At 62.2% G+C, this 19,930-nt stretch carries 17 protein-coding genes and 2 pseudogenes; 9 read left to right on the forward strand and 10 right to left on the reverse strand.

Features of this window, described 5'->3' with window-relative positions; translation table 11 throughout:
• Window positions 1–272: transposase (locus ACODRX_RS20330; protein ID WP_488873356.1), on the forward strand; the 272-nt coding region annotated here is incomplete at its 5' end.
• Between the two features lie 20 nt (window positions 273–292).
• On the opposite strand, the gene ACODRX_RS20335 is transcribed toward ACODRX_RS20330, so the two are convergent.
• The 4 genes from ACODRX_RS20335 to ACODRX_RS20350 form a co-directional block, all read right to left on the reverse strand.
• Window positions 293–439 carry a zinc ribbon domain-containing protein gene (locus ACODRX_RS20335; protein WP_488873357.1) on the reverse strand — a complete coding sequence of 49 codons (147 nt, stop codon included), beginning with the start codon at window positions 437–439 and terminating at the stop codon, window positions 293–295.
• Window positions 436–1,593: a thiolase family protein gene (locus tag ACODRX_RS20340; protein WP_488873358.1), complete on the reverse strand. Its 1,158-nt coding sequence runs from the start codon at window positions 1,591–1,593 to the stop codon at window positions 436–438. Before ACODRX_RS20340 ends, ACODRX_RS20335 begins: the two co-directional genes overlap by 4 nt.
• On the reverse strand, window positions 1,590–3,557 hold the full coding sequence (locus ACODRX_RS20345) for an acetoacetate--CoA ligase (RefSeq protein WP_488873359.1): 1,968 nt from the start codon (window positions 3,555–3,557) through the stop codon (window positions 1,590–1,592). The genes ACODRX_RS20340 and ACODRX_RS20345 overlap by 4 nt, the downstream gene beginning before the upstream one ends.
• 297 nt (window positions 3,558–3,854) lie before the next feature.
• Window positions 3,855–4,442, reverse strand: coding sequence for a TetR/AcrR family transcriptional regulator (locus ACODRX_RS20350; RefSeq protein WP_488873360.1), 588 nt, complete (start codon window positions 4,440–4,442; stop codon window positions 3,855–3,857).
• 354 nt (window positions 4,443–4,796) lie between these two features.
• Here ACODRX_RS20350 and soxC point away from each other — a divergent pair, with 354 nt between their 5' ends.
• Window positions 4,797–6,125 (forward strand): sulfite dehydrogenase, encoded by a 1,329-nt coding sequence (gene soxC, locus ACODRX_RS20355; RefSeq protein WP_488873399.1) that lies wholly within the window; start codon window positions 4,797–4,799, stop codon window positions 6,123–6,125.
• Window positions 6,112–6,702, forward strand: a complete 591-nt coding sequence (locus ACODRX_RS20360; RefSeq protein ID WP_488873361.1) for a c-type cytochrome — start codon at window positions 6,112–6,114, stop codon at window positions 6,700–6,702. The genes soxC and ACODRX_RS20360 overlap by 14 nt, the downstream gene beginning before the upstream one ends.
• A gap of 52 nt (window positions 6,703–6,754) precedes the next feature.
• Here the strand turns inward: ACODRX_RS20360 and ACODRX_RS20365 are convergent, their stop codons facing one another.
• Complete coding sequence (locus ACODRX_RS20365; protein WP_488873362.1) at window positions 6,755–7,687, reverse strand: LysR family transcriptional regulator; 933 nt, start codon at window positions 7,685–7,687, stop codon at window positions 6,755–6,757.
• 104 nt (window positions 7,688–7,791) lie between these two features.
• On the opposite strand from ACODRX_RS20365, the gene ACODRX_RS20370 reads away from it, so the two are divergent.
• From ACODRX_RS20370 to ACODRX_RS20390, 5 genes are all read left to right on the forward strand, one after another.
• Window positions 7,792–8,331, forward strand: a complete 540-nt coding sequence (locus ACODRX_RS20370; protein ID WP_488873363.1) for a phosphonopyruvate decarboxylase — start codon at window positions 7,792–7,794, stop codon at window positions 8,329–8,331.
• Window positions 8,328–8,924: a thiamine pyrophosphate-dependent enzyme gene (locus ACODRX_RS20375; RefSeq protein ID WP_488873364.1), complete on the forward strand. Its 597-nt coding sequence runs from the start codon at window positions 8,328–8,330 to the stop codon at window positions 8,922–8,924. Before ACODRX_RS20370 ends, ACODRX_RS20375 begins: the two co-directional genes overlap by 4 nt.
• Before the next feature lie 10 nt (window positions 8,925–8,934).
• On the forward strand, window positions 8,935–10,413 hold the full coding sequence (locus ACODRX_RS20380) for an aldehyde dehydrogenase (protein ID WP_488873365.1): 1,479 nt from the start codon (window positions 8,935–8,937) through the stop codon (window positions 10,411–10,413).
• 520 nt (window positions 10,414–10,933) lie between these two features.
• Window positions 10,934–11,161 carry a hypothetical protein gene (locus ACODRX_RS20385; protein WP_488873366.1) on the forward strand — a complete coding sequence of 76 codons (228 nt, stop codon included), beginning with the start codon at window positions 10,934–10,936 and terminating at the stop codon, window positions 11,159–11,161.
• Between the two features lie 193 nt (window positions 11,162–11,354).
• Window positions 11,355–12,452 carry an IS630 family transposase gene (locus ACODRX_RS20390; RefSeq protein WP_488873367.1) on the forward strand — a complete coding sequence of 366 codons (1,098 nt, stop codon included), beginning with the start codon at window positions 11,355–11,357 and terminating at the stop codon, window positions 12,450–12,452.
• Here ACODRX_RS20390 and ACODRX_RS20395 read toward each other — a convergent pair.
• The 4 genes and pseudogenes from ACODRX_RS20395 to ACODRX_RS20410 all read right to left on the reverse strand — a co-directional run bounded on the left by ACODRX_RS20395 (window position 12,433) and on the right by ACODRX_RS20410 (window position 18,450).
• Entirely contained in the window at window positions 12,433–16,422 is a 3,990-nt protein-coding gene (locus ACODRX_RS20395; protein WP_488873368.1) for a DUF7927 domain-containing protein, read from the reverse strand. The two genes, ACODRX_RS20390 and ACODRX_RS20395, sit on opposite strands and share 20 nt — an antisense overlap.
• Window positions 16,423–16,438: 16 nt before the next feature.
• Window positions 16,439–17,065, reverse strand: a pseudogene (locus tag ACODRX_RS20400) (type IV secretory system conjugative DNA transfer family protein); the annotation flags it as partial.
• Window positions 17,066–17,274: 209 nt separating this feature from the next.
• The gene (locus ACODRX_RS20405) at window positions 17,275–17,523 is read right to left on the reverse strand and encodes an EexN family lipoprotein (RefSeq protein WP_488873369.1); all 249 of its coding nucleotides are present in this window, start codon (window positions 17,521–17,523) and stop codon (window positions 17,275–17,277) included.
• Between the two features lie 12 nt (window positions 17,524–17,535).
• Window positions 17,536–18,450, reverse strand: coding sequence for a LysR family transcriptional regulator (locus ACODRX_RS20410; protein ID WP_488873370.1), 915 nt, complete (start codon window positions 18,448–18,450; stop codon window positions 17,536–17,538).
• 289 nt (window positions 18,451–18,739) lie between these two features.
• Between ACODRX_RS20410 and ACODRX_RS20415 the strand changes: the two genes are divergently transcribed.
• A complete protein-coding gene (locus ACODRX_RS20415; RefSeq protein WP_488873371.1) occupies window positions 18,740–19,666 on the forward strand; it encodes a response regulator transcription factor in 927 nt (308 codons plus the stop codon).
• Between the two features lie 17 nt (window positions 19,667–19,683).
• On the opposite strand, the pseudogene ACODRX_RS20420 reads toward ACODRX_RS20415, so the two are convergent.
• Window positions 19,684–19,876: pseudogene (locus ACODRX_RS20420) on the reverse strand (transposase); the annotation flags it as partial.
• Between the last annotated feature and the right edge of the window lie 54 nt (window positions 19,877–19,930).

The following is a 19,930-nucleotide window of genomic DNA, read 5'->3' on the forward strand; positions in this document are numbered from 1 at the left end:
GCCTGGTCTTCACCAGCCGGCACTACACGGCCTTAGTCAAGAGCTACGGGCTGCGCCAGGAGTTCATCACGCCGCACTGCCCGCAGCAAAACGGCATGGTCGAGCGCGTCATCCGCACACTCAAGGAGCAATGCACGCACCGGCATCGCTTCGAGAGCCTGCAGCACGCCAGCCGTGTCATTGCCGATTGGATCGGCTTCTACAACTACCGACGCCCGCACCAGGCGCTGGGCATGAAAACTCCCGCTGAGGCATGTGCATTAGCGGCCTGACCTGTGCAGATTCCGGTGGGTCAATACAAGAAGACCCATGTCCCACAGTCGCCGCACTTCTGCAGGATGAGGTTCTTGTTGGCGGCGGCATCCCAGAACGGCTGGGAAATTGCCGTGGGTATGGGGGCTGGAGCGTTAAGCCGCTCGAACTGTTCGATGATGCTCATGCGTCGGCTCCCAATACCAGGGCCACGGCTTCGCTTACGGTGGCGCCGTTGCCCGTCACCAGGGCGAGGTCTGCCGCGCGGATCTGGCGATTGCCTGCGGCGTGGCGAAGCTGCCGAACCGCCTCGACCACATGGGTCATGCCGCCAGCAAGGTCGGGTTGGCCATAGCCCAATTGACCGCCATGCGTATTGAGGGGCTTGTCACCGTCAAATCCAAGGCTGTGTTCGGCGAGCCAGTTCCCGAATTGACCTGGGCCGCACAAGCCCGCGTCCTCGATCGTCAGTGCGACCATGATGGTGTAGCAGTCGTAGAACGAGAGCAGACTCATCTGCTCCACGCTCACTCCCGCCTGGGCCATTGCCTGCGCCATCGCGGGCTTGAGCGGGCCGCTGGTCAAAGAAGGTGCTTGGCTGATGGCTCTGTGGGTTATTTTTTCACCAGCGCCCAGCAGGTGCACCGGCGGATGGCGAAGCGACCTCGCACGCTCGGGGCTTACGACCACGACCGCTTCGCCGCCGGCGACCGGCATCACGATCTCGTACAAATGCAGTGGCGCCGCAATGACGGGGGATGCCAGGACCTCTTCCACGCTCGCGGGCTGGCCGTAGAAGATGGCGTTTTCATTGGACTGCGCGTTATGGCGGGCCCAAGCGGCAATGGCGGCGAATTGCTCGGGTGTGCTGGCGTACTGGGCCATGTGCCTTTGCATCGGAATCGCGTACGAGATATTCGCACCCGATGCCCCAAACGGGACGTCAAACTCTCGAATGGGATTGCGGTTGGGCGACCGGGGCGCCTCATCTTCACGGGTGTTCGCCAACACGCAGACAACAGCCTCACACATGCCTGCAGCGATCGCGGCAGCGGCACGCCATACCATGCCAGGGCCCGAAGCGCCGCCGAGATCAACCACATTGGCCATACGCGGCTGAATCCCCAGGTACTCTGCCACCGTGGCGGGAACATGCTGAGGGGTCTCGCCGACTTGCGGGCCAACCAGCAGTCCGTCGATGGCATCCTTTTCCAATCCGGCATCTGCCACTGCCATGCGTGCTGCCTGCGCAATCAGATCCAAGGTCGTTGCACCTTGTGTCTTTCGCATCGGCTTGAGCTCGCCGACCCCGGCGATGGCTCCCCAAGAACGTCTGTTCATACATGCTCCGGCTTCATCAGTTCAGCGTATTGCGCAAGCGACTCGGGGTTGATGAGCGAGCCCTTGTTCTTGACCGGCAGGCCAGCCGCCATCGCCCGGGCCGCGCCTTCCACGCGTTTGCCATTGAGCGTGTAGGGGATCGCAGTCACCTGAAAGATGTGGCGTGGAACATGGCGCGGAGATGCTTTCTGGCGGATATCCGCCCGAATGCGCTTCTTCAACTCGTCGTCGAGTTCAACGCCGTCCTGCATCACGATGCACAGCACAATTTCTTCGTCGCCATCGATGGGATGGCCAAAGACAATTGAGTCTTGAATCTCGGGCTGTGCTTCGACAACGCGGTAGATCTCGGCAGTTCCGATGCGAACGCCCCCTGGTTTTAGGGTGGTATCGGTGCGGCCGTAAATGATCATGGAGCCCCACGGCGTCTGTTCTGCAAGATCGCCATGGGTCCAGATGCCTGGACGTTCCTTGAAGTAGGCGGCGTAGTAACGAGCGTCCCCGTCTTCCCCCCAGAATGTGAGTGGCGCGCTGGGGAAAGGCTCCGTACATACCAGATCCCCTTTTCGCCCCACAATGGATGCGCCGCGTGCGTCGAGAACGTCCACCGCATGGCCGAGCGCCTTGCACGTGATTTCACCGCGCCTCACGGCGTGCAGGGGCGAGCCCAGCACAAAGCAACCAATGATTTCTGTTCCTCCTGAGATGGAGGCGAAGATCATGTCCTGCTTGACCGCTGAATACAGCCAGTCAAACTGTTCGGGTTGTACGGGGGCTCCTGCGGAAAGTACGCTACGAAGGGCTCCCAGATCATGCTCGCGCCCTGGCGCATAGCCCGCTTCCTGAAGCACTGCGAGGTATCGAGGGCTGGTTCCAAAATGGGTGATGCCAGCCTCCTGCGCCATGCGCCATAGATGGCCCAGATCGCTCCCATCCCTTGCGCTGACAACGGCAGCGCCGTCGTAGAGCACGATCGTTGCCTGGCTGGCCAGCCCCGAGATGAGCCAGTGGTACATCATCCAGGCGGTATTGGTGTACCAGCTCATCACGTCGCCAGGCCGCACGTCGCAATGAAGCAGGTGCTCCTTTCGATGCTGCATGAGCGTTCCGCCAGCGGTGTGCACGATGCCCTTGGGAAGCCCTGTGGTTCCCGAGGTGAACATTACATATAGGGGGTGTTCAAAGGGCAGTCTTTCGAATTCGATTGCTTGAGGCTGCTTGGAATTGACATCGTCCCACGAGACCACCGTGGCGCCATGGCGCTGTGCGACTTTCTTGCTGTCGCCAAGAATCACCAGATGCTGTAGATCGTGAAGCTCCTGGACGATCTGCCCGAGATTCGCCGTGATATCGAAACTCTTGCCGTTGTAGAGGTAGCTCTCCACCGCAAAGAGCACCTTCGGGTGGACCTGGCCAATGCGATCAATGATGCCGGGGGCTCCGAAGTCTGGCGAGCAGGACGCCCACACCGCTCCAATAGAAGCTGCGGCAAGCAGCGCAACCAAGGCTTCCAGGCTGTTGGGAAGAATGCCGCCGACTACATCGCCTCGCCTCACTCCCAGTTTGCGCAAGCCTTGCTGCAGCCGCGAAACGCGATCGCGCAATTCGGCCATGCTCACTTTGCGCCGCAGGCCGGACTCGTTGAACTCGATGACTGCGACGCGGCTTTGATCCCCGCAAAGCAGGTTCTCGGCAAAGTTCAACCGGGCTTGCGGGAACCAGCGCGCGCCGAACATTTCGCCATACCCTCGGCGCACGAGTGTGGTCTCGCCGCGCTGGCCGACAACCTCGCTGAAGTCCCAAACGGCATTCCAGAAGCCATCCAGGTCGCTGATGGACCAGCGATGCAGTTCGTCGTACCTCCTCGGGTCAAAACCGTAGCGGCAAGCAAAGCGAGCGATGTTGGAGTGTTCGAGTTGCTCCACTCCAGGGATCCAGAGTGCGGGCTGTTGGCTAGCTGGCATCTTACTTTTCCTATTTTAAGTACCGACTGATCGGTACAGATTTATGAAAATAATCAAAATCCAACGCCCCGACAGAGCTGCGAGAAATGGATTCATCGGTCACCGCTCGTGATTGGTGATAGGTTCTCAGGTGAGGAATCAACTCTGCTAGAGGTATTCATCCCTCTGGGTCACCAAACCTACCGGCCTATCATTCGTTTTATTGTTGTGTACCGAATGGTCGGTATGGATTGTAGTGTGACCCAGGCGACATCTTTGCGCGTCGGTACAAACCCTCGGCTTTGCCGCGAGGGCAAGCTAGGTCAAGGCCAGCATCCTTTGGGCGAGGCCGTTCAACCGGTCTGCAATGATTTCCGGACCGAGCGCCCGGTCAGGCTTCATCCACAAATAGCTATAGAAATACATGCCCAGAACGCCCTTAAGCACGACGGGGTCGTACGGGCGGAATTGGCCCATTTCCGCGCCATCCACCATCGCATCTCGCCAGACGCGCTCGTACTGTGCATGCCAATTCATGACCTCCGCATGCCTTTCCGCGGAGAGGGATTGCACCTCTCTGAAGCAAACGGTGAGTTCAGCCTGGTGGGATGCGATCTTGCGAATCAGGTAGGTTCCCAGGCGGTCAATGCGCTCCACCGGGTCGCTGGTTTCGGCCTGGATCTGCCGTGCAGATTGAGCAAGATCCCAGATGTACTCACGGGAGATCTCGTATAGCAGATCTTCCTTGCTCCGAATATGGTGGTAGAGAGCCCCGCGTCCCAATTTGACAGCCTCTTGCAGGTCACTCATTCCAACGGCGTTGTAGCCTAGCCGTGCAAACAACTGCGCCGCAATCTTGCGGATTCGCTCACGCTGAGGCAGTTCGGGGTAGTCGATGATTTCCACTGGCGAGCCTTCCGGGTTGATTGCAGTACATGGTATTGCAGTGTACCGATCGGTCATATCCGCTAGGGGAAATAGGGATGCTGTTGCTGAGATTTCTTCCACTCTTTTGGGCGAAGTAGATGCTTTGTTGTCCATTGCTGCACCTATGCAGAGTGGGAAATTTCCTGTTGGATTACAAGTGCCTGCACCCTCAAATCTTGCCCTGGATAGTTAGCGAGTAGCTTGTGTCGCCGCTGATCGGTGCCTGGCCGCAGGGTGCTAGACATCGCACTCCTTGCTGACTACACTGCTTTGCGTGAGTACCGATCGGTCGGTATTTGCGAATTCAAGCGATACAAGAGAAATGGAGACCGCATGTCCAGTGAATCCATCCATTCTGCAATCGGCTATCCGAGCGAGCAAAGTCCGCCGCTTTCTGCGGCGCGGCGTGGTTTTCTGCGCCGCGGCGGCGCGGGTGCGGTGGCCACCGCGGTGGCGGCGCTGGGTCCACCCGAGCGCGCTCTTGCGCAAACGGGCGCAGCGGCACCTGCGCCGCAGGCGAACAACCTGCCACCCAATATTGCGGAGTGGACCCGGTCGCTCGGGGCACCCACCGCGTCGCCCTATGGAACGCCCTCCAAGTTTGAGAACAAGGCCATCCGCAACCTCTACCCGGGCCTGAAGGAGCCGATGTCGGCATACAGCACGACGCCGCTGCAGGAGTTGGACGGGATCATCACCCCGAATGGCCTGCACTATGAACGGCACCATGCAGGCGTACCCCAGGTCGATCCGGCCCAGCATCGGCTGATGATCCATGGCCTGACCAACAAGGCCATGATCTTCACCATGGATGAAATCCGCCAGTTTCCGAGCATCTCCCGCATCTACTTCCTCGAGTGCTCCGGCAATCCGTCATTTCTGCCGCCCTATGGCAAGACGGCGGCGGAAGTCGCTGGCCTGGTCAGTGGCGCGCAGTGGACCGGCGTGCCGCTGCGCATGGTGCTGGAATACCTGGGCTTGAAGCCAGGAGCCAAATGGATCGTCGCCGAAGGTGCCGACGGAGCCGCCATGACGCGCAGCATTCCGATCGAGAAATGCCTTGACGATGTCTTGCTGGCCTACAGCCAGAATGGTGAGCGGCTGCGCCCGGAGCAGGGCTATCCGCTGCGGCTGTTCGTGCCGGGCTTTGAGGGCAACATGAGCATCAAGTGGCTGAGACGCCTGCATGTGACCGATCAGCCCGGCTACACGCGCGAGGAAACCGCCAAGTACACGGACTTGATGGCTGATGGCCGCGCACGCAAGTTCTCGTTCGTGATGGAGTGCAAGTCGCTGATCACCTCGCCCTCGGGCACCCACAGGCTGGGGCGCAAGGGCCTGCATGAGATGCGCGGCATCGCCTGGAGCGGGCGGGGCAGGATCACCCATGTGGATGTCTCAGTGGATGGCGGCGACAACTGGAAGCCTGCCACGCTGGATGCGCCGGTGCTCAGCAAGGCCTTGACCTCGTTCCGTGCGCCCTTCGAGTGGCAGGGCCAGGAGTTGATGCTGATGAGCCGGGCCATGGACGAAACCGGCTATGTGCAGCCGCTGCTCAGCCAGTTGATCGATGCACGTGGCAAGGTTTCGTTCTATCACAACAACGCCATCCAGCCCTGGAAGGTGGCCGCCAGCGGGGAGGTGAGCAATGGCCGCGCGTAAACCTTTGCAATGGTTGCTGGCTGCCGCGGTGGCAGGCTGCGCTGTGCCGGCCATGGCCTCGGCGGCGGAGCTGAACCTGGGGCGCATCGCGTCGCAGGCCGAGATCACCGCATGGAATATCGATGTATTTCCCGACGGGGCCGGGCTGCCTCCCGGCGCGGGAACTGTCGCCAATGGCGAGCGCATCTACCAAAGCCAATGCCTTGCCTGCCATGGCGCGAAACTCGAAGGCGGCATGGGCCCGGCGCTGGTAGGCGGCGCAGGGTCGCTAACCACGGAAAAGCCGCTGAAGACCGTGGGCAGCTACTGGCCCTATGCATCTACCCTGTTCGACTACATACGGCGGGCGATGCCGTTCCAGGCGCCGCAGTCGCTGAGCAACGAGGATGTCTATAGCGTTGCCGGCTACATCCTGCATGCGAACGGTCTGATGCCGGCCGATGCCACCGTCGATGCCCAATCGCTCGTCGCGGTCCAGATGCCGAACCGAAACGGCTTCTATGTGGACGACCGGCCCGACGCGAAGAATCCCCGCTGCATGCGGCATTGCGCTGCCGGGGAGCGCAAGAGGCCATAGCACCCGATGGCACGGGGATTGCCTGGCTGGTGGCGTCTGCCGGCCTGGCCCTTCAGTCCCCCAGCCAGCGCCCCTGCAGCCAGACCCCCGCGGCGATTGCCCGCCGTGTCTCCTGCTCCAGCAGCTCGACGGTGCGGCGCACATGCGTGCCGCTGGAGCGGTTGGTTGGCAGGGCCAGCACGATGGTGCGCGAAATGGCCGGGTCGGCCAGCGGCGCTCCGCAGAGCCGGTGTGCGCGCAAGTCTTCGGCTACCGCGATCGGCGGCAGGATCGTCCAGCCGTGGCCGCCCAGGACCAGGGCCCGCTGCACGCTCAGCGCATTGGTTTCGGCACCGATGTTCAGCGTGGTCTGCGTGACCGCGCAGGCGTGCTCCACCAGCGTGCGGATGCCATGGGGCGCACTGGGCAGCACGACCTTGTGCTCGGTCAGCCAGGCCAGCGGCACCGGCTGGTCGCTGCGCAGCCGGGCCGATGGCGGGGCGATGACCCAGAGCGCCTCCTCGACCAGGCGCGTGGTCTGGATGTCAGGCCGCTCGGCGCCATACAGCAGCGCGGCATCCACCTCGCCGGATGCCAGCCATTGCATCAGCGTGCCCGCGTATCCCACCGCCAGGCGCAGGCGGATGGCGGGGTGGGCGGCGGCCACCGCAGAGACCAGGGCGCTGGACAGGATGTCCACCGTGCTGGGTAGCAGGCCCAGCGTGACGAGGCCGCCCACGCCGCCGGCCGCCGCGCCGGCGATCTCCGCGCGCGCCCGGTCCAGCTCCAGCATGGCGCGCCGCGCATAGCCGATCAGCGCCTGGCCCGCGTCGGTCAGCACCATGCCGTGGCGCTCGCGCTCGAACAGCGGCGCGCCTACGTCTTCCTCCAGCAGCCGCAGCTGCCGCGAGACCGCCGGCTGCACCAGGTGCAGCATGTCGGCGGCTCGCGTGACGTTGCCGGTTTCCGCCACCGTCAAAAAGGCGCGCAGTTGCTTCAGGTCCATGGGGTGATCAGAAAGCGTGATTGTGAAATTCCAAAATTCTATTTCACAAGCATGTGGATCAAATTTTATTATTTCAGCCAGTTCCACTCCTGAACCCGCGACCCATGAATCCAAGCATCCAGGCGGTGCCTCACTGGCAGCAGGCCGTATTCAATGTCCTCAAGACCGGCGGAGTGCGCCAGATCGCCTACGTTCCCGATGCCGGGCATTCGCATGTCATCCGCAGCGCCATCGCCGACCCCGAGATCGAAGATGTGGTGCTCACCACTGAGGAAGAAGGCGTGGCGCTGTGCAGCGGCGCCTGGCTGGGAGGCCAACGCGCGGTGCTCTTGATGCAAAGTAGCGGCGTGGGCAACTGCGTGAACATGTTCTCGCTGCTCCAGGCGGCGGACTTCCCCTTTTTCACGCTGGTCACCATGCGGGGCGAATACGCCGAGTTCAACCCGTGGCAGGGCCCGATGGGCAGGGCCACGCAGGCCGTGCTGGAGCTGATGGGCATCCATGTGCTGCGCGTTTCCAGCCCGCAGGAGGTCGAGGAAATCGTCAGTGCCGGTTTTGACGCCGCCTTCGGGGCCGGCCAGAAAGTTGCTGTGCTGCTGGGCCAGAGCCTGATCGGCCGCAAGCAATGGGAGCGCCAGCAATGAACCAGCCCCATTGCGCCCCCCGCGCCGAGCGCCGCGAGTTCGTGGCCCGGCTGATCGCCGCCGTGCCCGAGGCGCTGATCGTCAGCGGCCTGGGCTCCGCTTCGTACGACGTGTTCGCCGCAGGCGACCGTGAGCGCAACTACTACCTGTGGGGCGCCATGGGCGGCGCTGCCGCGCTGGGCCTGGGCCTTGCATTGGCGCAGCCGGACAAGCCGGTGCTCGTCATCACCGGCGACGGCGAGCAGCTCATGGGCATAGGCAGCCTGGGCAGCATTGCCGCCAAGCAGCCGAAGAACCTGACGATCGTGGTTCTGGACAATGGCCATTTCGGCGAAACCGGCATGCAGCGCAGCCATGCGAGCCTGGGCACCGATCTGGTGGCGGTGGCCAAGGGCTTCGGCATTGCCGATTCCTTCTCGGTGAACAGCACCGATGCCTGCGAAGACATCGCGCCGGGCATCGCCGCGCGCCGGCAGACCACCTTTGTGCGGGTGCTCATCGATGCCAACGAACCACCGCGCGCGCTGCCGCCGCGCGATGGCCCCTACATCAAGAACCGCTTCCGCTGTGCGCTAGGCCTGCGGCCATTCTAGGGGGGCCTTTATGCAACGCTATCCATTGCGCATCGACGGCCAGGCCTGCGAGCCGCTGGGCGGCGCCTGGTTCGCCACCCAGAATCCCTATACCGGCCAAGCGTGGGCCGAGATTCCGCGCGGCAACGCGCAGGACGTTGATGCCGCCGTGCAGGCGGCTCACCGCGCGCTCACCGGCGGCCCCTGGGCCGAGATGACGCCCACCCAGCGCGGCGCGCTGCTGCGCAAGCTGGGCGACCTGGTCGCGCGCGATGCGGCCAGGCTCGCCGCCACCGAGGTGCGCGACAACGGCAAGCTGCTGGCCGAGATGCAGGGTCAGCTCAACTACCTGCCGCAGTGGTTCTACTACTACGGCGGCCTGGCCGACAAGGTGCAGGGCAGCACGCTGCCGCTGGACAAGAAGGGCTACTTCGCCTTCACGCGCCATGAGCCCGTGGGCGTGGTGGCTGCCATCACGCCGTGGAATTCGCCGCTGCTGCTGCTGGCCTGGAAGATCGCCCCGGCGCTTGCGGCGGGCTGCACGGTCGTGGCCAAGCCTTCGGAGTTCACCTCGGCATCGACGCTGGAGTTTGCCGAGCTGTTCGACGAGGCCGGGTTCCCGCCCGGCGTGTTCAACGTGGTGACCGGCTTTGGAGGCGAAGTCGGCACGCCGCTCATCGAGCATCCGCTGGTGGCCAAGATCAGCTTCACCGGCTCGGACGCCACGGGCCGCGCTATCAACGAGAAGGCCGGCCGCCTGCTCAAGCACACGGCGATGGAGCTGGGCGGCAAATCACCCAACGTGGTGTTCGAGGATGCGGACATCGACCAGGCCGTGTTCGGCGCCATCTCGGGCATCTTCGCCGCCTCGGGCCAGACCTGCATCGCGGGCTCGCGCCTGCTGGTGCAGGACAGCATCCACGACGCCTTTGTCGAAAAGCTGGTGGCCGTGGCCCGCACCGCGCGCATGGGCGACCCGATGGAGCTGGACACCCAGGTCGGCCCGGTGACCACGCCGCCGCAGTACCGCAAGGTGCTGGACTACATCGACATCGCCCGCAGCGAGGGCGCCACCGCGGTGCTGGGCGGCGCCAAGGGCGACGCACCAGGGTGTGGGCCGGGCTGGTTCGTGCAGCCCACCATCTTCACAGGCGTCACCAACGACATGCGCATCGCGCAGGAAGAGGTCTTCGGCCCGGTGCTGTCGGTGATCCGGTTCAAGGACGAGGCGGACGCGCTGCGCATCGCCAACGGCGTGCGCTTCGGGCTGGCCGCAGCCGTGTGGACGAAAGACATTGGCCGCGCCATCCGCATGTCCGAGCGGCTGCAGGCCGGCACCGTCTGGGTCAACACCTATCGTGCGGTCAGCTTCATGGCGCCTTTCGGCGGCTACAAGGACTCGGGCCTGGGCCGCGAGAACGGCATCGACGCGGTCCGCGAGTACCTGCAGACCAAGGCGGTGTGGATCAACAGCGGCGCGGCAGGCGGCAATCCATTCGTGCTGCGCTGAGCGCAGTGCGGCTGGCCTCGGGGCAGGGGAGGCTCTGCCATGTGTTTGCTACACCATCCTCAAGGAGACGAAGCAATGAAAAATGACCCCCACGCTTGCTCACTGCGTGTAGCCGCTGCCCCCCGAGGGGGCGCTTTTTCATCTTGGGGCGGCCCGGCGATGAAAAATGTCCGTTGTCAAGTTCTTTTTGCAAGCTCCGACGAGCCGAAAGCCGTTACGGAACGGTAGGTTAGCTCTGCCATGGGTCGCTTGCGGAGGCTATGGCTCATTCGCCTAGGTGCCACATGGGAGCGTCGAGAAAGAAAACCTGGGCGCGCTGCATCGGGTCGGACTTCCAGTGCGAGGCCGATGCACTACTCCATGATAGCCCGGGCAAGCGCTCCAAAACGAGGGTCGCGCAGCCCAGGCTGCGCGTTCGAGGGGTGGCAAGCGATGCACCATCGACCTCAAGCCCTTCGATACGGTCTGGCTCAGCTCGCCCGTATGGCTCTACAGCCCCGCGCCGCCGATCTGAACGTTTGTGAAGCACAACCACTTCGATGGCCAGCGCGTGGTGCTGTTCAACACCTTCAACAGCCATATCGGCAATGACTCCATCGCCACCTTCAGGGCCAAGGTGATGGAGCGCAGCGCCCGATCCTTCAAGCACAACAGCGTGCAGCGCGGACGCATGACGCAGCAGCTCACGCCCGAGCAGATGCTGCACGCCATTATTGAGGAGTCGTTTGGCTCACAGGCTAGGCCCTGATTTCGTGCGCTACACCTTTCTGCGCATCCCGCGGCCTGCCTGCAAAGCCAACAACGTTCCTAGCAACAGCAACATCCAGCGTGCATCAATCGGCACTGGTGTGGTTGATGGTGGCGGCGGGGCGCTAGTGTCCTGTCCCGTTAATTCGTAGGCACAAAAACTGCATGGAATGAGGCATCTTCGGAGATGTCCCATGCCCAACGCATATACCCGCACGACGACCATCAACCTCACGCAAGGCGAGCGAGCGGAACTGGCCTCGATGGCCAGATCGCGATCGCTGCCGGCCGCCTTGGCATTGCGTGCGCGAATCGTGTTGGCCTGTGAAGGCGAGGACAAGGCCAGCACCGATGTAGCGCAAGCGCTGGGGATCAATCGAGCGACGGTGACGAAGTGGCGCGGGCGCTATGCGCGCGATCGGCTGCCTGGGCTGTATGACGAACTGCGCCCTGGCCGCCCGCGCACGGTGGGTGACGAGCGGGTTGCCGAGTTGATCAACAAGACGTTGCACACCAAGCCGGGCGACGGCTCGACGCATTGGAGCACGCGCACGCTGGCGGGCGAAACGGGTATCAGCAAGAGCACCGTTGCGCGCTACTTGCAAGCCTTCCAGCTCAAACCACATCGAGTGGACAGCTTCAAGCTGTCCACCGACCCGCTGTTCATCGAGAAGCTACGCGACGTGGTGGGGCTGTACCTCAATCCACCCGAGAACGCACTGGTGCTGTGCGTGGACGAGAAGAGCCAGTGCCAGGCGCTGGAGCGCACACAACCGATGCTGCCGATGGGGCTGGGCTACGTGGAAGGCGTCACGCATGATTACGTGCGCCATGGCACGACCACGCTTTTTGCCGCGCTGAACGTGCTCAATGGGGCGGTGCTGGCCAGCTGCAAGCCTCGTCACCGCCATCAAGAGTTCCTGTCTTTCCTGCGCGAAATCGACAAGGCCGTGCCGCAAGATCTCGACGTGCATTGCGTGGTGGACAACTACGCGAGCCACAAGCATCCGAAGGTGCGTGCATGGCTGGCGCAGCGCCCACGCTGGCACATGCACTTTGTCCCGACCTATTCCAGTTGGCTCAATCAGGTCGAGCGCTTCTTCGGGATCATCACCGACAAGGCGATCCGGCGCGGCTCGTTCAACAGCGTCAAGGACCTGACCAAGAAGATCGACAGCTTCGTCAGCCAATACAACGAACACTGCAAGCCGTTCACCTGGACCGCCACCGCCGATTCAATCCTTGAGAAACTCGCCCGGCTCTGCGGGCGAATTACTGGGACAGGACACTAGTCACAGTCGCCGTGCAGGGCGGCTCGGTATTGCCCGGCATGCACAGGCCGTTCGGTGGCGGCGTGGCGCGAGCGGTATTGGTCACCGCGCTCGCTGGGTTGGCGCTCACGGTTGCGGTGATCGTGTAAACCACGCTGCCGCCCACTGGCAGGGTAGCAATCGTCTCGTTCAAGGCACCCGTGTTCGGGCCCGCGCCGTTCGGGCACGCCGCGCCACCTGCAGCGGCACAGGTCGTCGAATAGGCGGTCAGGCCCGCTGCAATCGGATCGGACACCTGCGTCCCGTCGGCTGGCAGCACGCCCGTGTTGGTCACGGTGACCGTGTAGACGATCGTGCTGCCCGGGCTCAGCTTGTCGGTGCTCGCCGTCTTGGCAATGCTGACCTGCGGCACCGGAGGAACCCGCACTTCGCTCTGGCAAGGAGGTGGCGTTTGGCTCGGAGCGCACACGCCTCCGGGCGGTGGCACAGTCGCCGCGGTGTTGATGACCTGCTGAGGTGGACTGGCGCTCACGGTCGCCGTCACGGTATAGGTCACCACGCCGCCAGCAGGAAAGGTGGCCAGCGTTTCATTCAGGTCGCCGGCGCCGCTGGGGTTAGGGCAAGCAGCGCCCGCACTGGCGGTACAGGTCCAGGTCTGGCCCGTGATGCCTGCGGGCATGGGGTCGGATACCACGGTGCCGGATGCACTGGTCGTGCCGGTGTTGGTGGCGACGATGGTATAGACGATCTGGCCGTTCGGCACCAGCGTCATTGCCGGGGTGCTCTTGCGGATGCCGACCTGGGGCACCGGCGGCACCGTCACCCTGCTTTGGCAGGATGGCTGCGCCGCAGGCGGCGTGCATATGCCCCCTGGAGGCGGCACGGCCGTCGCGGTGTTGATGACCTGCGCTGGCGGGTTGGCGCTCACGGTCGCGGTCACCGTATAGGTCACCATGCTGCCGGAAGGAAAACTGGCCAAGGTCTCATTCAGGTCGCCCGTACCACTCGGGTTCGGGCAGGCTGCCCCTGCGCTTGCCATGCAGGTCCAGGTCTGGCTCGCCATGCCCTGCGGCAGGGGATCGGACACCACGGTGCCCGCTGCGCTGACCGCACCGGTGTTGCTGGCGACGATGGTGTAGACGATCTGGCCGCCCGGCGTCAACGTGGTTGCCGGCGTGCTCTTGAGGATACCGACCTGGGGCACCGGCGGCACCGTCACCACGCTCTGGCAAGGCGGCTGGAGCTGGTTCGGCGCGCAGACGCCCCCGGGCGGCGGCGCGGCCGTCGCCGTGTTGGTGACATGTGCCGGCGGGTTGGCGCTCACGGTCGCGGTCACCGTATAGGTCACCGAGCTGCCGGCGGGAAAGCTGGTCAGCGTTTCATTCAGGTTGCCTGTACCGCTCGGGTTGGGGCAGGCTGCGCCCGCGCTGGCGGCGCAGGTCCAGGTCTGGCTAGCAAGGCCTGCCGGCAGCGGATCGGACACCACCGTGCCGGAGGCGCCCACCGTCCCCATGTTGCGGGCGACGATGGTGTAGACGATCTGGCCACCGGGTGTCAGCGTGGTCGCCGGCGTGCTCTTGGCGATGCTGACCTGCGGCACCGGGGTGACGACGGCCGTGCATTCTGGCGCCGCAGCGCCGGGCTGGCAGTTTGATGGATTCGGTGACAGCACCGTATTGGCCAGGGTCGCCGGCGGGTTGGCTCCACCCGTCACCGTGTACTGCACTGTCGCCGTGGCGCCCGCGGCCAGCGGGCCGCTCCAGGACAGCACCGGCGCGGCATACGAGACCGAGCCTGCGGAGGCCGTCGCGATGCCGGTGTAGCTGGCGCCGGCCAGCACCTGACCCAGGTCGTCGCTGAACGAGGCCGGGGCTGCATCCGCGTAGGGCATGGTGCCCTGGTTCGTGACCGTGATCGTGTAGCCCATCCCGCCACCCGGCTGCAGGATCGGGGCGGAGGCCGTCTTGGTGAAGTTCAGCCGGCACTGCGCCGCCGTCGGCGCCGCGGTGAACAGGGCTGTGCCGCTGGAGGTGCCGGCGGGGCCGTCCGTCGCGCCACCGCTCACACTGGTCACGGCACGGGCCACATTCATCACCGGGGCGCTGGTGCCGCAGGCCATGGGGGACACGGTGGTCTGGTAGCACATCTGCATGGGGCCGCCGGCCCACGACAGCGTGGCCGAGGCCTTGCTGATGGCCGCCTGGTCGGTCACACCCGTCAATGTGATCGCCGCGGAGAGCGACGTATAGTTGCCAGACACGGGCAGTGAAGAAATATCCAGCATGGTGCCATTCATCACCACGTTGGAGAAGCCCGGCACGGCCGCGCCATTCATGTCGTATATGGTGGCGACGGCTTGTCCATACTCCGCGCCGGTAAGGCCCAGCAGCGTCAGCTTGTCCCACTGAGAAGTGTGTGTTGTTCCATCGCAATAGTAGGCCGAGGGTGTGGTCTTGGGCACCGTGGCAGAGCCGCTGACACAGGCGCCGCCGGTGACCTGGTTGAAGACCTTGATCTGTGCGCCATCGCCATTGGTGGCCATGCATCCCGGCAGGTTGGCCAAGGGCCGCACCGTATAGCTGCGCAGGGTGGCCGGTCCATTGAATCCGGTGCAGGCAGGCACTGCGCCTGTTCCATCCCAGTTGGCGAAGTCATAGCAATTGGTGCTGGAACTGCCCACGGTGGTGTAGTACTTGGAACCCATCAGCACGCCTGTGCCATAGCCAAACCCCGCAGCAGGATTGGCAGCGTTTGGGTTGTAGGAGTACTGTCGCAACGGCCAAGGACTGTTGGTGATTTCGATATCGGAGGTGCTATAGCACTTCTGGTTGTAGACCGCACAAGCGCCAAGTACTGTGCCGCTCGGCGAGACCACTGGAAATACTTCGCTCGGGTACCCACCCGTTTGCAACGGCCCTGTTATCTGATTAGTGACCCGCACCGGTGTCGTACCCGAGATGTCATAACCGACCAGTTGGTTGCTGGCGCCTTGTGCGTAGGTGAAGTACACGTAATTGCCAAACGTGCCGAGTTCGGCAAAATAAGTCTGGGCAGGCGCAATGGCGCTGATTCCCTGGTTGGTGATGCCACAGGAAGCGCCATCTGCACCGCTCGCAGGATCGAAACACAGCAGATTGCCATTGGTGTTGACGTAGTAGTATTTTCCATTGGCCGCCTGGATACCATCCCCCGCGATTTCTCCGTACTGGCCGGCACGGGGAGAGACCGATACGGTATCCAATTGGATGAAACCGCAACTGAGCAGCGTGTCCAGATTCAGGCACTGCATGCCGACCGGATAGACACCACCTACGGCAGCGCGTGACTCCACGGGCCAATAGAGTTTGCCGTTGAAGATCAGCGAGCCGGTGACTCCGGCAGTGGTGTACTGACCGGAGCCCCCTGTCCCGATCGGAGTATCGGCGGTGGCATTGACATAGGTCGAACGTGCGGGCCAGCCGGGACAGACCTGATTGTTGATAGTGGCGCAGAATACCGCTGTGGCGCTCGCATTGTGGTGGTACACCGTATAGATATTGTTGCCGTAGCCCTCGACGGAATAGCCATCGCCGCCTTGCGTGTTGAACGTCAGCGTGGTGACCTGGAAAGGGGTCATGGCGGCGGCGCCGCTGTTGCTTCCGGCAACGCTGCCCGATAGGCCAACGCCATTCGCTCCGGCAGGGGGAGAGCCATTTGCCCAGGTGCCGCCATTGTTGGCGGTGTAGCGCGCCGTCAGCCCCGGAGGTAACTTCAGCGATCCGGGTACATAGTTCTGCCCTTGTGTAAGCAGGTCGGAAATGGTGGCCGTTGCGGTGGTGCCGGTTAGATTGCTGTAGTCCACTACCCATTGGATGGTGTCACCGGGCGCCGCCGTGCCTGTGCTGCTGATGCGGGAGTCAGACGTGGATTGGTTCGCCAGGTTGGTTCCTGTCTTGAACAGGGTTGAGACCCCGGCTGTTGTGTCGGCATGGGCGGCGGAACAAAGAACCATCAGGCTCGTGATGCTTGTAGGCGGCCGACTTGGAATCTGTGGGGTTGAACAGCAGGCAGTGGCTGAACCGGCTACGCCAGCCGGCGGTGATCTGCCAGTTCTCACCCTTGATGTCGTGGATGACGGCCGAAGCGGGCCAGGACAGCAGCGTCGGCACCACCAGACCCACACCCTTGCCCGAGCGCGTGGGCGCGAAGGCCAGCACGTGCTCCGGCCCTTCGTGCCGCAGGTACTGCCGGTAATGCAAACCGAGGAACACGCCTGCGGGTCGGTCAAGACGGGCCTTGCGCACGTCCTCCGCGTTGGCCCACCGCGCCGTGCCGTAGGTCGTCACCAGCTTGGACTGGCGCGAGCGCCATATGGACATGCCAATGGCCACCAGCACCGCAAAGAGCCCGCTGCCGCCCGCGATCGCACCGCCTATGTCGAACACGCGTGGTGCATAGGCGTCGAAGAAGAACCACCACTCGAACAACCGCCATGGATGGTAGACCGGCGTGCCGAGCAAATCGAACCACGGCGCGCCCAGGCGTAGCTGGTAGCCCAGGGCCGCTGCCGTCCATTGCGTGGCGCTCCAGACGCCAGCGATCACGATGCCGAACACCACGGCGATCTGACCGAACAGCACGTTCGTTCCCTGCATTTCCAGCTCCCTGCCTGGCGGCACCGCGATGTGCCGCAGGCATCAGGATCAGGGGCCGGCCCGGTGCCGGTCAAAGACCGTTATCGGCAGCAAGGTGATGAAAAAATCATCAATTCAAGCGAGGTAGAAAGCCGCAAAAACGCCGCAAGCGAAAGCGCATTGCGGCGTGTTTGGAAAAAAGCAAAATGCGCGTTGCGCGCGGCAAACACTCAGAACTTCGGTGGTTCCTTGGGCGGCGTGTACGGCGTGCCCTTGCCCTGAAACCGCTTGCGCGTGGCCTCGGCCACCTTGTTGCACAGCGCATCACCCATCTTGGCGTGGTTGAGCCTGCATTGCTCGCGCAGGTCTTTCAGCCGCTCGGGGTTGGCCACCAGCGATTCCACTGTGTTCGTGGGCTCGGGCTTGCCGCAGCCGGCCGGTGCTACAGCAAGGGGCACAAGCATCATGAACTTGCGCATGGCGTAGCTCCGCTATTTCTCGTCATGGACCGCATCGCCCTGGCCCGGCCCGTTCGATTGCAGCCGCTCGATGAAGCGCGCCAGCGCTTGCGAGGGCTCGGTATCGCGGCGCAGCAGATAGGTCGTCAGCATGGGCGGCGTGCCCGCCAGCGGACGGCCCACAACGTTAGGCTCACGGCTGGAGGCGATGTGCGCAGCGCCGGCCAAACCCAGGGCCAGCCCGGCCGATACCAGCGCCATCATCAAATCGAAGGTGGCCACATGCTGCGCAATCAGCGGCTCCTGGGCCTGTTGGCGCAAGATGCGGTCTACCTGGCGGGCATGTCCTTCGCAGAATGCCGGGTCGCCCAGGGCCAGCGGGTAGCGCAGCACCTCTTCCAAGGGAATGCGCTTGTGGCTGAGCACGGGATGGCGTGCCGGAACGGCCACCATCAGCTCATCCTCCCACGTGGGCTCCACCAAGATGCCTTCGCCCGCGTCCTCGGCCATGGAGAACCCGGCGTCGAACAAGTCGTCATGCAGACCCTTGATCTGCTGAGCCAGGGGTACGTCGAACAGGCGGATTTCGATTTCGGGGTCTTCTTCTCGGCAACGGGCTAGCAAGGACGGCAGGCGCGATGGCGTGATGCCGTCGGACAGTGCGATGCGCAACTGGCCGTGAAACCCGTTGGCCGCCGCCTTCACGCTCTCACGCGCCTGCTCCAATGCAGCAAACACGCGCGGCACGTGCTCCACCAGCAGCCTCCCCGCCACCGTCAGCCGTGTGCTCCGACTAGTGCGCACGAACAACTGCATGCCCAGGTCTTCCTCCAACTCGCGGATAGTGCGCGACAGGGGCGACTGCTCCATGTGTAGCCGGGCGGCGGCGCGAGCAAAGTGCAGTTCCTCGGCGACGGCAAGAAAGCACCGTAAATGTCTAAGCTCCATGGCGGCCTCCGTTTCTCCTTGCTCCATTAGCACATACGAACTGTCTGCGGGTGGAACACATGAGAGCCATAGAAGCCAATGAAAGGCGGCCGACGGTTCTTAGCTATCGCCACCTAGCCTCTCTGATTGTCTACCGTTGATCTACAACGCCTTCGATTTCCACCATGGACCTTGCATAAACATCTTGGCATAGATGGATATGCCACGTGCTGCTTCACGGAGCCAATCATGAAATTGGCGGAATACGGGAACTCACAAAGCAAGGAAATATATAAAATTCTCACATGGCATGACAAATATTGATGAAGAATCAAATAAATTCATTTCGATAAAAAATTATATCAATGGATTGAATTTGATTATTATTAACCTCGAAAATTATCATTTCATGACCTTTTCAACGTTAAAAAATTGCATCAACCCTTCAAACGATGGAATGCAAAATTCACATCTTTCAGATATTATAAAAATACAAGACGATTCCTTTTTTGAGCAAGAGACCCTAAGCGCCTCAAAAGAACCAACCATCGCAGTGGTAGATAGTGACGATGACGCTCGTCTGAGGGCGTGCATTTTTCTTCAAAAATCAGGATTCAATGTATTTGATGCAAGGTCCGCAGAGGATTTTTATGTCGGCCTGCTGACCAGGAAAGTTGATCTGGTGGTCACGGAGGCCACTCTTCCCAATCAAAGTGGCTTCACACTGATACAAAATTTGATGAGTCAAGGCATACCAGCTATCTTGCTTGCTTCCGGTTCGAGCCTTGAAGAACGAATCGCAGGACTAATGGCTGGTGCTCTTCAATACTTCCCCAAGCCAGCGGAAATGACGGAAGTTATCGCTGGCATTTGCTCGATACTACACAACAACAGACTAATTAAAGTATTAAAAAATAAAAAAACACAACCAACTTCAAAACTATGGAGTTTGCATCCGAATGCGCCCCAACTCATAGCACCAAATTTTCGCACCGTCTCACTCAACGACAGCGAGTTCAATTTGCTTGATCTATTAATTAAAAGTAGTCCAGAGCCAATTGGCAAGCAAAAAATACTGGAAGAACTCGGCTACAAAAAAACCAGCTACCATCGCATTGGGAATAAGTTGCCACAGCTTCGCTATAAAACCCTTCGCCATACAGGAATGGAGTTGCCTATACACAATATTCACGGAAGAGGTCTTGTTTTTCTAAACTACAGCCACAGTCTTAAATAGATCCTTCCTTGTTGATGCCGATTGTTCTCGGCCTCTAGATCGCGCAGCCGCTTGGCGGTACTGGCCTCCATACAGCCAAACTTCGGCCGCTACTTATAGAACGCGGCTGAGCAGAAGCCCCTCGGCGGCACAGGTCGCAACGCTCATGCCAGCGTCGGCCTGTTTGACGAATCCGATGATCTGTTCTTCTGTGTACCTACTCTTGCACATCGCACTTCCTCTTAGTTGGGCGGATTCTTAATTGCCTTGGTGCGGAATTCGGGT

The sequence above is a fragment of the Comamonas sp. FG99 genome (genome assembly GCF_057808605.1).

What these genes read in the sequence shown, in the direction of transcription:
- ACODRX_RS20370 (WP_488873363.1), top strand. Translation starts at nt 7,792, where the DNA reads ATGAATCCAAGCATCCAGGCGGTGCCTCACTGGCAGCAGGCCGTATTC.
- ACODRX_RS20395 (WP_488873368.1), bottom strand. Translation starts at nt 16,422, where the DNA reads ATGGTTCTTTGTTCCGCCGCCCATGCCGACACAACAGCCGGGGTCTCA.
- ACODRX_RS20345 (WP_488873359.1), bottom strand. Translation starts at nt 3,557, where the DNA reads ATGCCAGCTAGCCAACAGCCCGCACTCTGGATCCCTGGAGTGGAGCAA.
- ACODRX_RS20380 (WP_488873365.1), top strand. Translation starts at nt 8,935, where the DNA reads ATGCAACGCTATCCATTGCGCATCGACGGCCAGGCCTGCGAGCCGCTG.
- ACODRX_RS20365 (WP_488873362.1), bottom strand. Translation starts at nt 7,687, where the DNA reads ATGGACCTGAAGCAACTGCGCGCCTTTTTGACGGTGGCGGAAACCGGC.
- ACODRX_RS20375 (WP_488873364.1), top strand. Translation starts at nt 8,328, where the DNA reads ATGAACCAGCCCCATTGCGCCCCCCGCGCCGAGCGCCGCGAGTTCGTG.
- ACODRX_RS20415 (WP_488873371.1), top strand. Translation starts at nt 18,740, where the DNA reads ATGACAAATATTGATGAAGAATCAAATAAATTCATTTCGATAAAAAAT.
- ACODRX_RS20390 (WP_488873367.1), top strand. Translation starts at nt 11,355, where the DNA reads ATGCCCAACGCATATACCCGCACGACGACCATCAACCTCACGCAAGGC.
- ACODRX_RS20360 (WP_488873361.1), top strand. Translation starts at nt 6,112, where the DNA reads ATGGCCGCGCGTAAACCTTTGCAATGGTTGCTGGCTGCCGCGGTGGCA.
- ACODRX_RS20340 (WP_488873358.1), bottom strand. Translation starts at nt 1,593, where the DNA reads ATGAACAGACGTTCTTGGGGAGCCATCGCCGGGGTCGGCGAGCTCAAG.
- ACODRX_RS20335 (WP_488873357.1), bottom strand. Translation starts at nt 439, where the DNA reads ATGAGCATCATCGAACAGTTCGAGCGGCTTAACGCTCCAGCCCCCATA.
- soxC (WP_488873399.1), top strand. Translation starts at nt 4,797, where the DNA reads ATGTCCAGTGAATCCATCCATTCTGCAATCGGCTATCCGAGCGAGCAA.
- ACODRX_RS20405 (WP_488873369.1), bottom strand. Translation starts at nt 17,523, where the DNA reads ATGCGCAAGTTCATGATGCTTGTGCCCCTTGCTGTAGCACCGGCCGGC.
- ACODRX_RS20410 (WP_488873370.1), bottom strand. Translation starts at nt 18,450, where the DNA reads ATGGAGCTTAGACATTTACGGTGCTTTCTTGCCGTCGCCGAGGAACTG.